This window comes from uncultured Chitinophaga sp. (genome assembly GCF_902168175.1).
Taxonomy (GTDB): domain Bacteria; phylum Bacteroidota; class Bacteroidia; order Chitinophagales; family Chitinophagaceae; genus Chitinophaga.
Genome location: NZ_CABHOU010000023.1, coordinates 1 through 15,924, shown reverse-complemented (window position 1 = coordinate 15,924; position 15,924 = coordinate 1). Strand labels below are relative to the sequence as shown.

Sequence of the window (15,924 nt, the reverse complement as noted above, 5' to 3'; positions counted from 1 at the left end):
ACCATCATCCATCCACATCCATGAAAAAAGTATATACCACCCCAGGGTATAAGCAACGCCATAACCGGCGAAGCAAAAAGTCCGTCCGCCGCAGGAAGAAACAGTTGGTTTCGCGGCAGCAAAAGATGAAACGAAAGCAGCGGACGGCCTTCCGTCCGGCTATAACAGTACGACCGCCATTACCGGCGCCTGGCGACCTGCGACTGTTTCATCATCCGGAAGCCTGTTTTCATTTCTTTCGAAAACTCCGGAGAGAAGAGCAGCAAAGCTTTGAGAGTAGCGGACCATATGTACGGGCATCGCTTGCAGCTGTTGAACTGATAGATCATGCCTCGATCAGCATCCTGAACGCAATTACTTACGACCTCAGTTACCAGGGCATCAGCTTCCAGGGCGAGTTACCTGCCGAGCCATCCTGCAAACAGTTCATCATTGATTCGGGATTTCTGCACAATATGCACGATGAGGCAGGCGTAGCATTCCCTAAAATGCCTGGGTCTGACATCTTTTTCTTCGAACGGGGCTGCGGCAAACTCTCGTTCCAGGATATTGCAAAAGTCACGGAAACGATGGTGAACGTGGCCGGCCATCTTGGCGACGAAACGGCGAAATGTATGCCCATACGCACGATCATGCTGGAGGTATTCGGCAATTCAATTGAATGGAGCGGGGCACGGGAACAACAATGGTTGATGGGGCTTAAATACGAGGAAAACCGCGTGGTGTTCACACTTACCGATGTGGGCCAGGGCATCCTGGAAACATTGCAACGTAAGTTCCTCAAACAAATAGGGGATGTTATTCATTTCCGGCAGAAACACAACGTGCTGATGCGGGCTTTCATGCAGAAATACGGATCGGCCACCGGCGAGCAAAACCGCAACAAAGGTTTGCCCTATGTACGCCAATGCTTTGAAAAAGGCTTTATCAGTCACCTGAAAGTAGTCACCAACAACGTCATCCTCGATTTTAGTGACACTTCGCAATCCAGGACCATCACCCGCAAAAATGCCCAGTTCGACGGCACCTTCTTCCAATGGGAAATGACGCCCACCTCTCTGCTTAACATTAAAAACTCCAGATATGTACACGCTAAAAATTGCTGACAGCTTCACCCCCTTTCCCGGTCTTCGCCACTGCAACATCAGCGATAACTCCGGCGAAGAATTTTATCACAAGGTGTTGAACCCGGCTTTTGCGCAGCAGGTAAGGGCGGAGCAGCCTATTACCATTGACATCGATGATTCGCAGGGGTACGCTTCCTCGTTCCTCGATGAAGCCTTTGGCAACATGGTCTACGACTTCGGTCTGGAAACAGTGCGACGGTATGTGACCATCACTTCAGAGGAAGAACCACATTGGAAAGAGATGATAGAGGAGGGAACTTACCTGCAGTGGGAAGAACGGCGTAAACAGGGCAAAGCGCCGAAAGTAACGGAACAACACCCTGCATGGTACCGTATTGCTAACGGCGAATTAAAACTGGCAGTATGGGAAAACTAGGCACTGTTGAATGGATATCCATTATTGACATTACTACCTTCATTGGCGGCACTGTTGTGGGATGGTATATACACCGCCGCATCACGAACGGCCGGTTGCAAAAAGAACACCTGGCAAAGGAAATCAAAAATATACAAAAGGAATACGCCGCCACGCTCAACGACTTGTTCACAGACAGCTTCCGCCCACAGACGGCCCTTATCTGGTTCAGGCTGATCAACATACAGGTACGTAACATCATGAAACAGCTGAAAGAAGATTACGGCATCGACGCCGATAAGCTAAGTCCTTACCAGCAGGACCTTCGGGAGCTGATCACCAATAGCCCTGAGTTTAATACTCAATATACCGCTATCGGTATGCTTAAAATATCAGAACGCCTGCGCGGCGAGCTGCTCTCATTTCAGTCGGCACACAGTCACCTGTTTAACGAGATCATCCGGGAAATCAACAAACATTAGAGGGGAAATGGTCTTCCCGGTGGCAGGGGCGGTACGCCCCTCCTGCCCATGGCCTTTTTGATAAGGCTGCACGCGTAGTTTAAGGCCGATGCGAGGTCGCCGTCGGAGCGGTTGGTATCGTAATCGGCGGTGGTGAGGCCGAGCAGGTCGGTGGGGAGATGAAGGTCGGTGTTTCTTGGCTTTACGACGAAGCAGCGTTCTTTTCCGAGGGTACCGATGAAGAGTCCGAGTTCGAACACTACGTTATCACGGGCCACTTTCTGTTCAACGTTCCTGATCGTAGCGATATCGTCGGGCGAAAAGATGAAGATAGCGTAGTCAAAGGTTTTGGCCTTTTCTATGAGTGCATCGAGGGTGTTATCCGAGAGATGGAAGATGCCGTTGCGCCAGATGGCGACTTCGGCGGAGTGGTCGAGGTTTTCGTTGATGGCGTCTGCGATGGGGAGTGACTCTACGGAGGAGCCGATGAAGATGCGTGGTTTTTGCATGGCGTATTGTGTTTGGGGATGGGGGCGAAGGTAGGGAATTTTAGACTTTTGAGAAAAAGGGAAGCCCGCACGGGCGCGTGCGGGCTTCAACTGTAAGCAATATTTTGGTATCTGCAACTACAGCGAATAGAAATCTATCTTTTTCATCATATAAAGGCTTGAGAAAGTGGCTTCCGTATCGTTAGCTACTCACAAGATTAACCAGATAATCTAAGTAATTAAATCCACCTACTCCATCCCATTTACCACTCGCGTTAAACAAATTCACTATTGCTATAAATTCACTTTTTAGTCCCCATTCTCCCACGGTTGCTTTATCCAATATCAAAAAATTGTACCTAAATAGGTCTTCTGTTGAATCTGAAGTCAACAACCCGAATGTAATCATATTTGCAGGATTACCGATAATCTCACCACTAGTGGAAAAACCCGATTTTAGGAGTTGTAAATAATCATTATACTTTCTCAAATATAAATACGCTGTTTTTCTCAACGGATGTTGATCTAAACATTGAATGTGCATACCATTGTCGCTAAAAATAAATAGTGCATCTTTTTTATTATTTATAAATGTTGGAAATAGGATATACTCCTTAGTTTTGTCAAGTACCGCATTACACAGCGGACATTTGGTAAATCCTTCAAAAACAATCGCCATGTCAATTTGGTTTTCTTATAACAAATGGTATTCGGTTGAAACCCTCAACGATATACTGCTTACTTTGATTCAACAGTTTTAAAGCATTAAAATCGGCCGCACTTGGTCCGGTTACATAAGGATGAGTATGTCCGTATAATATCGAGATTTCATTCGCTGCGAATTTAATTCCATCACGTCCGCCACTAACTAACACCCTCGCACCCGGTGCAACACTATTAGCACCAAGCTTAACAACGGCATGCTCAGCAGTATAAGCATATGTTCTGTCTACAGCAGTCTCAATAACATCTGCAATTTTCTCGCCCTTTCTAATTTCCCTCACAATGTTCATAGGGAGCACATTGTCTCCACCACTTCCCACAATTACAGATTGCGCAGTTTCCTGTGATGCGAGTTGGGTTGCCTTTCGTGCAGTTGCTCCCTCCATCACGCTCGCGAACTTTCCAAACAATCCAGCCACTTTCCCCAAAGGAACAGCTGACGCGATGCCAAGTGCAGCCTCCCCAGTATTCATTGGCCGCCCCGTTAAAATATCCTTCCCTGTAGCCAAAGCTTGAGTCCCATTTACTCCTATGTAAAGAGGATTTAAATTTTGGTTGAATCCAACAGTGAATTCATTTAATGTCCCCGACAAGTATTGACCTGCAAATTCAAAAGCGGACCCGAAACCAGTCGGCCTAGTTAAATTATACTCCCGGCCTGTAACAAGACCAACTTGCTTAATAGGATCCCCTGGACCTCCCGGCTCATCCCCAAGAAAATCACTATACCGTAAAGGATTATCATAATTGGAAACATATGGACTCCACATTTCCATACTTTCCGTCTTCGGGTCAACCTCCCACCACCTGCCAATCTGTGGGTCCAACTCTCTAAACTTTGCATCGTAGTCTTCTAGTCCCAAATCTCCAATCCTCTCTATCCCATTGTATTTATACCGATTTTCCAGAGGTCCAACCGCCTTCGTCGATACCCCACTCATCGTCAACCCAAACGGATAATAATGCGTCTCCTCCAACACAGCCCCTTGCTCCAGCACAACCGCCACGTTATCAAAGAACACATCCTGCGCTGTTTCGTTGCTCGTGTAAACATACAAAAATCCACTCTCCTTCATTACTATCTTATCCGCCGCCAGCGTCTGCAGCTGATCAGGCGACTCCTGCACCTGCCTAACACCACTGTTATCCTCCACTAATTTAAACTGATCGTTGAATAATGCAAAATTTAAATAAGCTTTCGGACGATTCAAAGATGGCTGATTACCTGCATCTTTCTCTTTCAGACGCTGGTATTGATTACCAGTAAAGTCATCATTAAATGGCGTGCTGTTTCCAGACCGCCCTGCACTCGCGTGCGCATCTGTTGCGGCCGTACCGCCAAAAGCCTGCACCAACGCCACCGCCATATCAGCAGCAGGCGTTTGTGTCTTCGGCTGCTTATTACCTATCGATTTGTAGAACGCTCTTGCTCCAATAGATACCGTATCGCCAGCCATTACTTTTAACACCAGCGAGGGGCCGATACGCCTGTCCTTGCTGCTACCGTTCAACTTAGCCACGTAGCTATTGGCACCGGCACCCTGGTCCTGCGGATAACCCACCGGCTTGGCGGTGCGGGTAGCTTCGATGTTAGAAAACAAGGCTGTTTCTTTGGCAGCCTGCTGTGTTTCCATCGTAGCCAGGTAAGTTCCCTGGTCGTTATGCTCCGTCAGTACCATCCGTACGTTACCCAGGTGATCTTTCACAAAATAGTCGTAAGTCTGGGTGGGCGTACTGCCCGCAAAATCCATACGGATACGGCCTTCCTCGTGGTTAATTAGTTTCAGTGCATCATCCTCATAGATCATACCGGCGATGTAATCAGTAGTACTGATCTTAGCAGGCGTTACGGTTTGGTCGTTTACGATCTTACGGTGTTTAATGCCGGCTGCATCATATACATAGTTGATGGCGCCTTTATTGGTGATGTTAATCTGGTCAGGAAGATTCAGGTAGTTATACAGAATCTGGCTGATGCCTTTGTTGCCGTCGGATATCATATTACCGGCACTGTCATAAGCATAATCGATCTGGCTGTTGGCTATTAACTCTTTAAAGTCACCCAAGGTGGTGCTGGGGTTATTAAAGATATCGGTTACACCCAGCAGTTTGTTGCCGTTATTGCCGTAGTTGTAACGAAGATCGTCGATCTGACTGCTGCCCCCTCCGGGTGTCATGCCCCATTGCTGCATACGAATGATGTTACCGTTGGCATCATAAGCAGTGGTGTGATCTACCCCATCTCCCATCTTCGCATCAAAATTAACCAGGGGATTATCAGCCCAGGCACCTCCGGATTTATCCTTAAAATCAGCATCCATCAGGCGATTAGATGCATCATAACGGAAACCGTAGGAGCGGGCGACCTGGTTAGCACCTTTCCATTTGATACCGGCGATGTTGCCGTTCAGCTGGTTGGTCTGGAAGCCATAGTCGTAGTTCAACTCCTGACCAAAGTAATGACCGGAGCCGTTATCAGCGACATAATCCTTATTGATACCTTTTAACCAGCCACGAATGTTGTAATCATAATTAAGCGCCTCCAATACAGAAGTGTTCTGCCTGTGGAAAGACTTGGTTTTTAGCTGGCCCAGTGCATCATACTCATTATCAGCAATGACTACCTCTGTGCCGGCTCCTGCCTTTTTGGCTATTTTCAGCAGGCGGCCGGCATCGTCATACTCCATCCTGGTAAGGACGGTCATTTGAGGACTAACCGTACTGCGAGGGTTCTTATGCTCCAGCTGAGTGGCGAGTATTTTACCCTCAAAGTCGTACCAGTTCGTGCTTACATCTACGCCGTTAGCTGCGTTATCGGACAGCACCTGTTTTAAGCGGCCTTTCTCGTCATAATAAGTGGTAGTCGTAAGCCAGGTATTGCTGCCGTCCAACAGCTTCACTTTATTACCTGTCACCATACCTTTAGTCTGAACAGTGATGGCTTTATTGTCAGTAAAAGGCGAGCCTAATACCGGCTGAATAGTGGTGTAAGAACTGCTGTTCTTTTTACCTTCATACTCGTAATTATCGTAGTAAGTGTAAGTAAGTGGTTCCAGCTGGTTTTGATCCAGGTTAGGCAAAGGATTGCTGGCCAGAATGGTTTGTGTTTCGATGGTACCGGCAGCATTTAGTTCTGTTTCAAATGCAATATTATCCGCATGCTCGAAACCGGGATTGAACACAATTTCATCCACAGCTTTGTAAACCAAACGGCCGTCGTGACTATTCACCGTAAGTGTAGATGGAGCGGGAATGTTGTAGGTAACAGAACTCGATCCGGTTGACGTGTTCATGGCTGCCTGCAAAGTAGCAGTACTTGCATTGGTGGCATACAGTGCTGTCATTGAGGGGCGGTTCAGCTCATCATAAAACGTTACCAACCATTTCCCCTTCTGGCGTAATCCACCATCCTGGGTCATCACCAAACGGTCGCGAATATCGTATACCATGTAAACAGGATCTGCACCTGGCACCTGCTTCAGGACCATGCGGTTGCGGGCGTCGTAAACGTAACGGAAACAGAGTGCTGATATTTCCAGGTTGTTTGGAAACGCCCAGGCATTGCCACGTAAAGAATTAACCATCTTCGGAGGTAATACAAAACGCAGGTTACCCAGATCATCGTACACGTAATAAGTGGACAACCAACCGTCGTAACCAACTCCGGCAGTTTGGCCCACCTGTACTTTTTTCAATATAACCTGACCTTCTTTGTTTTTATATTCCTCCACTTTATGCTGCGCTTCGTCGATCGTTACGTTTTTAAACAGCAGACCGGCAGCATAAGGTGTACTACGGGCTACCGGTGCGGCCCCGGGATCTAAAGTAATATCCCAAATCCTGACATCATCGTTTGCTGTATTCACGAGGTATTGCTGGCTTACACCATTTCCTGATCCCGCCCAACTATTACCAGGCGCCATTGTCTTAATGGTACGATTAAGCGGCGAAGACTCAAAATCAGTTTTACCATAGAAGATAGACTCTCCGGGGTATTGGGTACTATAAAATGTAGCCGGCTCTGTAAACGGAGCTGTTTTAAACTGCCCGTTACCGGTATGCGACTCATACGGCAGGTACTTATATATCTCACGACCGTAAACATCATATACTATCGGCGCTACGATGTCTTTACCTGCTGGAGAAATGCCTTTTGCAACGGACTGCAATGGCCGGCCAAGGCCATCCAGGTATTGCGTACTTTCTTTTACCTCAACAACTGAATTAGACACTGGTATTACGCTGGGATCCGTAATGGGCTTCGATGGTTGCCAGGTACGCACATAGTTGATTTTCGTACCGGTCGGGTAAGCACCTGGAGCAACAACCGGAGTCGCCGCTGGCTGTGCGCCGGGAACCGGTGCATTCTGGGCCACGGCAACCACGGAAAGTAAAAAGACCGGGAAAACAATGAGCAAAGCCCTCATATAAGTATCTTTAAATATGATCTTATTCATTTGTCTGATTGATTCAAAACGTTACTACTCGCTAAACCTATAGCTGAATTGCTTGATTATGGCCTTTAGTTTCCTGTGCCACAATCCTCCGGCTGTCCGGAATAACTATAACAGATCATCTTCAGGATATTGCCATTATGATCTTTAATAAGCGACAGCCTGCCCTTACTGTCATACTCATAAAAACGGGTTACTCCGTTAGCATCCGTTTCACTCGTGGCACCAATCATCGGTTTATATGTATAGGTAAGCACCTGCGCTTTAGTAGCCGCCAATCCGGTACGTATTTTATTAAGTTCCGTCCGGATTTGCGCATCAGTATATAACTGGGCATTATCGAGCATAGACTGACTAATGAAGCCTTGCACTACAGCAAAGCTGCTACCTACTACCTTCGCTACCGGATAGCGGGAGTTATAACCCCAGAGATAAACTTCCATTACATCATCTGCCCTGCGCTGTTCGAGGATGTTTCCATTATTATCATACAATCCCATTTCCAGCGTCTTTTCCAGGGAATGATTTTGAGTAGAAGTATAAATAGATGAAGGATAAATACGTGTACCCGAGAAGTTCGTGTACTGTTGCTGAACCGTTTCCATTACTGTTTCCTGATTGTACCGCCGAACTTCCACCGGCTGATTAATTCGGTTGGCTGTTCTCAATGAGCTTAATATGGGCAGTTGTCCTGATGGCAGGTTGGTTAACGAGCTGGTTTGAAAAGGATAGTAATACTGCATTTTAACAAGCGTATTTTTACTATTGAGTCGCGAGTCCTGGCTTTTGTAATAATTTGTAGGCTCATAAGCAATATTGGTTCTCGAAGCAATGTATTCTCCCGGAACGTCGGGATTAAATACGGTATCGATAATAGCAGTCTGTTTACGCACGCCGGCATAGATGTCGTACGTGAGGTGTGCAAACGGATCGGTAGTGTAGTATTGATAATTGAGTAAAGGGTCAATACTGCTATTAGCGTTCACGAATCTCATGAACGTTTGCGCAGCCGCCACTGTATCGGTGTAATAATCTGTGTATTCAAAAGCTGTTCTGTTCACCAGATCAAACGTGCCATTTTTATATCGGTATTGCGATACAAAGCTGGGCGATACCTCTTTCCAGTCAGTACGATGGTCTGTCTGCAATGGAGTCATGTACATCCACATTTCATTTTTAGCACTATTAACGTAGTTATATACTGTTTTTCCAAGGGGCACACTATCGGGCATGGAAATAGCATATTCAGCAACGTCCTGGTAAATAACACCGGCTCCTGAAGAAAAAGACATGTCCAGGTGAGGTTTGGAGTTGACCGTTGTTACTTTGGTAAGAAAATCTATCGTCCCACCTTCAGCTGTTTCAGAAGCCCGTTGTGTCAGGATCAATTGCTGCGACATGAAATTTTTATCATAATTCTGATAACGGGTACGGCCTGTACCATCTTCCTGCCATCCATATTTATATACCTTCATAAGGGAGTCTCTTCCATCGCCGGTGGCATACTTTATTTGTTTGATGCGTACGCCACCACCAAATACGGCTTCAGAAGAATAAGATGCGCGATACTGGTTATTCTCAAAAGTAAATTCAGCATGGCCACCGGTAGGATAATGCAGCCTTTTAATAATACCGGGAATTACCGGGTATGGGTTCGCTGTTTCCTGCTTACCGCCTATTTCCAGCCACATCGGCGAACGATAATTAGCACCGGTTACGCCGGGACTGCCGCTAATGTCCGTCAGCGCTGAATTCCAGCTATAGTTGTTTACCAGATAATACATCTTCGGCACTGTAAACTGCCTGCGATTATTAAAGAAGCCCCAAAAATCGGTATTAAAACCACCATAAATGCCGATTGAGCCGGCGTTATAATCCATTTTATAGGTAAGTCCATTCACCTTAACAGAATCTAACCCATGCCGAAAATAGTAACTGTTATATTGAAGCAATGGCTGGTCCGCAGGGCCATGTTGTAACTGATGCTGGTACAAGACGGCATGTTTCGTCAACTGGGAAGTTGACCCTGTCCTGCTGGAAAGTTCAACACTAGCTAACTGAGTACCGGAATAAGTAAGCCTCACTTCTCCACCCTTAAATGTTATCAGGGTAAGCGGCCGGTAATCAGTAGCATTAACAGATAGAGCGTCTTCATTCGGAGCATTGGACCCATAATTGAAAATACTCCATGCGTAATTTTGTGCCGGGGTCCCCACCGTCTGACCTGTCATAGACGCAATATCAGCCCCTTGACCAATGGGTGGCGGCGTAAAATCGACTTCCAGTGGCACGTTGTTCAGCATTGAATAAACGAGTTCAGGACGCATCGCTTCGTCCCCAACGTTTATTTCATTCGAATAATAGCTTCTTACAGTATGCGTAGGCCATGTTTCACTCAAGCCAGGATTTACGAACTCAGGGTATTCGGTGATCTTCCACCTGATATTGTAATATGGTATCTGATCCACGCGTGGGGTGCCATAAAAAAACCGGACCGTATCCGATTTATCGAATGGAATGATCTCCGATACCCGCCAACCGGTCAGCACAACGTCTGACGACGCCGAAAACTCGGTGGTAAGTGCAGATCCCGTTGAGTATTTGCCAAACTTATAAATCGTTCCATCATCATCCGTAATTACGAAACTGTTATTCTCCGGATGTGATACTTTGATGGCCTCATAGGGCAGGGTTACAAAATTGCCGGAATGATCGTATATGAAACGGCCGCTCTTCGAGAGCAGAGAGTAAAAGAAATCATCAGGCTGCTGATCAAGAATATTCTGCGAAGCCGGCACCAGGTATTGAGGTGTGGTTGATCCAAATTGAGTATTAGCCGGGAAACCAGAAGTTGGTCCATCCACACCGCCTTTAACGGCCCTGGTAACGCCAATATTCGGCGTCAGGCTCCAGCCCCACCCAGCCACGTTGGTGGCTGAACCAGGTTTAAGACTACCAACATGATAATTTAGTTTAAATGGCAACACGCCCACCCTTGTGGGCACTTCGAACAAAGGTATTTCGATGGAGGGAGCGCCCGTCATATAGTCAACGGGATAACTCTGGTACATTGCAATAGCCTCCGCATCGGGCGATGCTGACGTCATGCGGCCGAGCGTTTGTTTGCCAGGGGCAATTGTTTGCGCATTCAACCCAAGCCCTGCTAACATCATTAAAAGTAATAGGGTAAATCGTTTCATCTTTTTAAACATTGTAATCATTAGTTACTTTCTGTCTGTATTAGTTTATCCGCTTTAAGCTTTTCAACATCCTTTTTTAGTATGGCATTTTCCATTATCACATCATCGATCTTCTTCTGCTGCTGAATAAGGTACAAGGTGAGTTCTTCCACTTTTTGCAGAAGTTTTACATTCATATCACCCAAATCAACTCCATCAGCTTTCACTTCAGCGTCGGTAGGTATCTCCGGCAAATGATGGTGCGCCTTAATAAAAGCCTCCAGTTCCGGCAACGACCGTAAGTGATAGTCCTCATTAAATACAAAATCGGCCCAGGTTTCCTGATTGGTCACCTTAATTTTCCGCGTCCCGATTGTTCCATTCACAGTAAGTTTATAACCACTGGTATTTGTGGCACCTATGCCCACATTACCATCCTCCGCGATCCTAAATAACTCCGCCCAGCTGGTTCCGCCATCAAAACGCCGCACCCGGAATATATTTCGCTGGCCATCTGGAATTCCACCTGCCCGAAGATCTACGGATTGTCCCCAGAAGGCCCGCCAATGATAAAAACCACCGTCATTTGACATCAGGCCATTGTAGCCCATCAGGCTTTGTAAGGGATTATCGATATTAGGGTCCGGGCTGCCGCTTACGGTTCTGGCATCCAACGGAGCATTTTCGACCAAAACCCCTTTGCCACCTAACACATGCAGTCTTGCCAAGGGCGTTAGTTGCCCTATCCCCAAATTGCCATTTTCGTCCAGCTGCATTCGTACAAGTGGTAAATCATTGTTAGCAGTCGCAAAAGCAAGACTTCCACTGGGATGCGTACTAATATTGCTGGTTATTTGAGCAGAGATGAAAGCGATCCCCTTTTTGCCTGGCGCATTCCCCGCCATCCAGCTTACAGAGCCAGCTGACCCCGTTAAGTTGGAGCCAGTGCTTAAAATGAGATGTGACTGGCTGTTAGTCACCGTATTCGGATTCCATATCTCCAATACCTTATTGTTTCCACCGTGGTAGTATGAGGAAGGGGATGACGTTCCTAAACCTGCATTCGCATTTCCCAGGTTAACGTCCTGCGCATTGGCATAAGGAGCAAAGTGGCTTGTAAGCAAAGCAATTAGCAAAATTCGTTTCATACTATAGATAAGATTATAAAGAAGTTTAAAAATTATGCCCTAAAAGGGAGTTAGGGCTATGTGAGATAGATGTATACTGGCTGGAAAGTTGTACACTGGCGCAGTTTTTCACTTCCGCGGGTTGTGAGCAATACAACGGCCCCAAAAGCAAAGGAACAGTTAAGCATCATGCAGCCATCATTCTTATATAAAAGATTATATTCGGTTTAAAGAACTTCGTATCGGGCAAGTGTTCAAATTTACCTGGCCAACACCGGGGCTACCCTCCTTTCCAAATCCCTTAATGCGCTCTCCAGCTTTACGCGTTGGGAACGCTCTTCTATCAGGTAAAGGGTTAACTCTTCAATCTTCAACAGCAGCTTTTTATTAATCTCTGCCACATCCAAACCATCATTCTCTACAGCTTTTGCTGAAGGCACTTCGGGCAGATGTTTATGTTCCTTTATAAACTTAGCTACCTCCTTTAGGTCGGGCAGCACGTATGAACTATCAAAGACGTAATCTGGCCAGGTGTTGGCAGGCACATTTGTGACTTTTATTTTCTGCGCGGTGATGGTGCCCGCGACTGAAAGTTTTGCGTCGGGCGTGCGCGTACCAATGCCGATATTACCATTCTGCTTAACATGAAGAGCCACGGCAGCCGATGCATTGTCATGCCCATTCCCCATCAGTAATGACCATTCATCGGTCATGGGTTGCCAGGTGTTTACAGTGAGGTCGTTACCGGTATTATTGAGCGCCTGCCATTCGGATTGCACGTTAATAGAACGAACTTTGATGTGTACGTTGACTGGATCAGACAGCACGCCATGGGTAGCTTTGGCACGTATCCTGAAGCGGGAATATCCATAGAACGAATTACAATCCACGGTAAAATTATAAACATTTGTTTGTATATAGCCATTGCTATTGATACGCCCTGTCTCCCGCCAAACATCGGGATTAGAATGGGATACACTAGCCAGGTGAGTAGCAGCGGCAGCAATATTACCCCTGGTGTACGACATGGATACTTCATAATATCCGGAAGCACTTGCATCCAGTGGAACAACGCGCAAGAACTCTATGTAATCTCCGACTGAGAAGTAAGCAGGAAAAACGACAGAAGTTTCATAAACATCAGCCAGGGATTTTTTCGGCGCGCTATTGGCTGAATAGGCAAAGAGGGAAATGCACACGGCAACCGCGCATAACAAAGCGATTCTTTTCATGGCAAAGGGTATGTATTAAGGTCTATATAGGTACTCCAATGTCGAGTTAACAATTATCGGGTAACAATTATATCGACAATGCAATTTTACTAATTATTTTAGGAAGATGCAAGTTTATTGGGGAGAAATTTGTGCTATATTATTTCATTAGTGCCGTAAGAATAATTGGTTATGTTGAGGTGTGAGGTCCTTTCTGACTACGGCCTTTTTGACAAGGCTGTGGGCGTGATGCGAGGTCGCCGTTGGAGCGGTTAGTACAGTAATCGGAGGTGGCGAGGCCGGGCAGATCTGTGCTTCTTGGCTTTACAATTAAACAGTGTGCTTTTCCGAGGGGCGTCGGCCTGATGGTGGCGATATTATCGGTAGAGGAAATGAAGACGGCCTAGTCGAGGTTTGGGCTTTTCGATGAGTGCGTCGTGGGGCTACCAGAGAGATGAGGATGCCGTTTCGTCAGATAGTGACTTCGGCAGAGTGGTCGAGGTTTTCGTTGATGGCATCTGCGAGGGGAAGGCTTGGGGCAGAAGAACCGATGAAGATGCGTGCTTTTAGTATGGTTGTTCTGGTGTATTTGGGATTGGGCGAAGGTAGAGTAAATTTCGATTGAAGAAATATTGAGGCCCGCACGAAATGGTGTGGGCCTCAATATTCAGTTTAACATTTCCAATATTTATGATCCATCTAAGGAAAGATACAATGCCAAAATATTGCCTACATAGCTTTGTAAAATGCAGCCCGTACTTCTCGTCCTTTCCAGTTCAAAACATAATGAAATGTGTCATTGCTAAAAGACTTTATTGAAACATTAAACGTATCGCCGACTTGAAGTAAATCCTGGCTATCAAGCATTTTAATAACCAACGAATAATCAGTACAATTTCCCCAATGAACTTTAGACCTGGCAACTATTTTACCATCAACATAGTCTACCTTCTCAGATCCATCAAATATAAAGTATGCCCGTTCGCCCATGTCATCACCAACATTAAAGTATTTGTCGCCGTGTGTTATACGTTTTTGAACACAAGTTATCCGATTACAACTAATCATTACAAATCCTAAACAACACGAATAAATCAACAAATGCATAACTATTAAATTTTTATACTACTTGTATTCGCCAACCATAAACTTCAACTCCTATATCAATGTTCCAACTCTTAATCACGATTTACTTAATACTCCTTTATTCACCAACTCTTTCATCTCGTCAATTAACTCCCTTGTCCACGGCAAAAAAGGTCGTTGAACAAAATATGTTCGCCTTTTAACATCAATACGTATCATATTTCTATAATACCTCATAGTAACATCAAGCATTACATTTACTTTTACGTCTTGTTTCGGATGTACCACCACTTTAATTTTACTGAAATGTAACGTTTCTATTTCAAGATTACCATTGCCGTCATCGTAAATTTTATACAACACGTTGACCGATGTCTTCAATCCATGAACAATAACAGGGATTAAAAAAACAGACATCGCAATTACCACCGCAAACCTGAATCCGTAATTTATTAAAGCCAGCAATAAAAAAAAGGAATAGATAAGTAAAAACCATCTGACTGAACGCCAGAAACGCATTCCAAAACTACAATTCCGATCACTAATTCCGATAATTTCTGTTCGCATTATTTAAATTGGAAAGTTACTACTTCGCTTTTTCAGTTTCTTTTTTTTCACCCGTTATCCAATTGAGCACCTTTTCGAAAACACTTTTGCCGCCAGTATATGTATCAACAACAATATTAGCTTTGTCAATTGCCACTATCGGCAGAGGCAGTCCCACCTCGGGCTTACTCAAAAATGCCTTCATTCCTCCGCTCCACGTTTCTGCCAAGCCGCCCAAATCTTGAAAAATACCATTTGTATTTGCACCAGTAACGGCACCCACTAGTTTATCTGCAGCAAGCCCTCCGGCCTCACCAACTCCCCCTGGCAACACATCAACATTGGGATTATTTGGATCTATTATTTTTGCAACATCACTGGTTACCGCAAGTCCCAAAGCCGGGAGCCCCAGAATGATCCCTGCAGGCCCACCAAAAATTATCCCAGCAGTAATACCAGTATACTTTACCCCCGTTGCAACTCCTTCGGCAAATGGCTTCAAATTAGCAATTGCTTTGTTAGCACCCTGCTCTACATTTTGCACTGTTGTCGATGATATGCCAGAAGATTTCCAAAGTTCTGCCTTAATAAAGGCTACTCCTTCAAGACCTTCCAACTCAACATGTGATGTTACCTTATTCTCCGAAAATGCATATGGCCCGTTATGTACATAATCATTTGCTAAAGGGTCTATTTGTACAAATCGGCCAATCTGCGGATCATGATTTCTCCACTTAAAACCATACCAACCAAGTCCAAACTCATCATCCAAAGGTTGTCCCTGAAACAATTGTTGCTTATTAACTGGGTTATACACGGCTTTATTAGATATCCCACTCATCGTCAACCCAAACGGATAATAATGCGTCTCCTCCAACACAGCCCCCTGCTCCAGCACAACCGCCACATTATCAAAGAACACGTCCTGAGGCGTTTCATTGCTCGTATAAACATACAAAAATCCACTCTCCTTCATCACAATCTTATCGGCCGCCAGCGTCTGCAGCTGATCCGGCACTTCCTGCACCTGCCTAACACCACTGTTATCCTCCACTAATTTAAACTGATCGTTGAATAATGCAAAATTTAAATACGCTTTCGGACGATTCAACGAAGGCTGGTTGCCAGCATCTTTCTCTTTTAAGCGCTGGTATTGATTACCAGTAA

General features: G+C 45.5%; 11 protein-coding genes. 3 read left to right on the top strand and 8 right to left on the bottom strand.

Annotation, left to right across the window (positions count from 1 at the left end; translation table 11 throughout):
* The 3 genes from QZT80_RS03330 to QZT80_RS03320 all read left to right on the top strand — a co-directional run.
* On the top strand, positions 1-1,106 hold a 1,106-nt coding region (locus QZT80_RS03330), incomplete at its 5' end, for a hypothetical protein (RefSeq protein WP_295117610.1).
* Entirely contained in the window at positions 1,084-1,503 is a 420-nt protein-coding gene (locus tag QZT80_RS03325; RefSeq protein ID WP_295117607.1) for an STAS-like domain-containing protein, read from the top strand. The genes QZT80_RS03330 and QZT80_RS03325, both read left to right, overlap by 23 nt.
* Positions 1,491-1,964 carry a hypothetical protein gene (locus QZT80_RS03320; protein ID WP_295117604.1) on the top strand — a complete coding sequence of 158 codons (474 nt, stop codon included), beginning with the start codon at positions 1,491-1,493 and terminating at the stop codon, positions 1,962-1,964. Before QZT80_RS03325 ends, QZT80_RS03320 begins: the two co-directional genes overlap by 13 nt.
* Here the strand turns inward: QZT80_RS03320 and QZT80_RS03315 are convergent.
* The 8 genes from QZT80_RS03315 to QZT80_RS03280 form a co-directional block, all read right to left on the bottom strand.
* Positions 1,961-2,452: a nucleotide-binding protein gene (locus QZT80_RS03315; protein ID WP_295117602.1), complete on the bottom strand. Its 492-nt coding sequence runs from the start codon at positions 2,450-2,452 to the stop codon at positions 1,961-1,963. The two genes, QZT80_RS03320 and QZT80_RS03315, sit on opposite strands and share 4 nt — an antisense overlap.
* 181 nt (positions 2,453-2,633) lie before the next feature.
* Entirely contained in the window at positions 2,634-3,110 is a 477-nt protein-coding gene (locus QZT80_RS03310) for a hypothetical protein (RefSeq protein WP_295117600.1), read from the bottom strand.
* 1 nt (position 3,111) lies between these two features.
* Positions 3,112-7,611, bottom strand: coding sequence for a DUF6443 domain-containing protein (locus tag QZT80_RS03305; RefSeq protein WP_295117597.1), 4,500 nt, complete (start codon positions 7,609-7,611; stop codon positions 3,112-3,114).
* Between the two features lie 65 nt (positions 7,612-7,676).
* A complete protein-coding gene (locus QZT80_RS03300; protein WP_295117594.1) occupies positions 7,677-10,808 on the bottom strand; it encodes a hypothetical protein in 3,132 nt (1,043 codons plus the stop codon).
* Between the two features lie 20 nt (positions 10,809-10,828).
* Positions 10,829-11,935: a hypothetical protein gene (locus tag QZT80_RS03295; RefSeq protein ID WP_295117591.1), complete on the bottom strand. Its 1,107-nt coding sequence runs from the start codon at positions 11,933-11,935 to the stop codon at positions 10,829-10,831.
* Positions 11,936-12,174: 239 nt separating this feature from the next.
* Positions 12,175-13,146, bottom strand: coding sequence for a tail fiber protein (locus tag QZT80_RS03290; protein ID WP_295117588.1), 972 nt, complete (start codon positions 13,144-13,146; stop codon positions 12,175-12,177).
* A gap of 1,161 nt (positions 13,147-14,307) precedes the next feature.
* Complete coding sequence (locus QZT80_RS03285) at positions 14,308-14,778, bottom strand: hypothetical protein (RefSeq protein ID WP_295117586.1); 471 nt, start codon at positions 14,776-14,778, stop codon at positions 14,308-14,310.
* Between the two features lie 19 nt (positions 14,779-14,797).
* The coding region (locus QZT80_RS03280; RefSeq protein WP_295117583.1) for an RHS repeat-associated core domain-containing protein at positions 14,798-15,924 on the bottom strand (1,127 nt) is incomplete at its 5' end.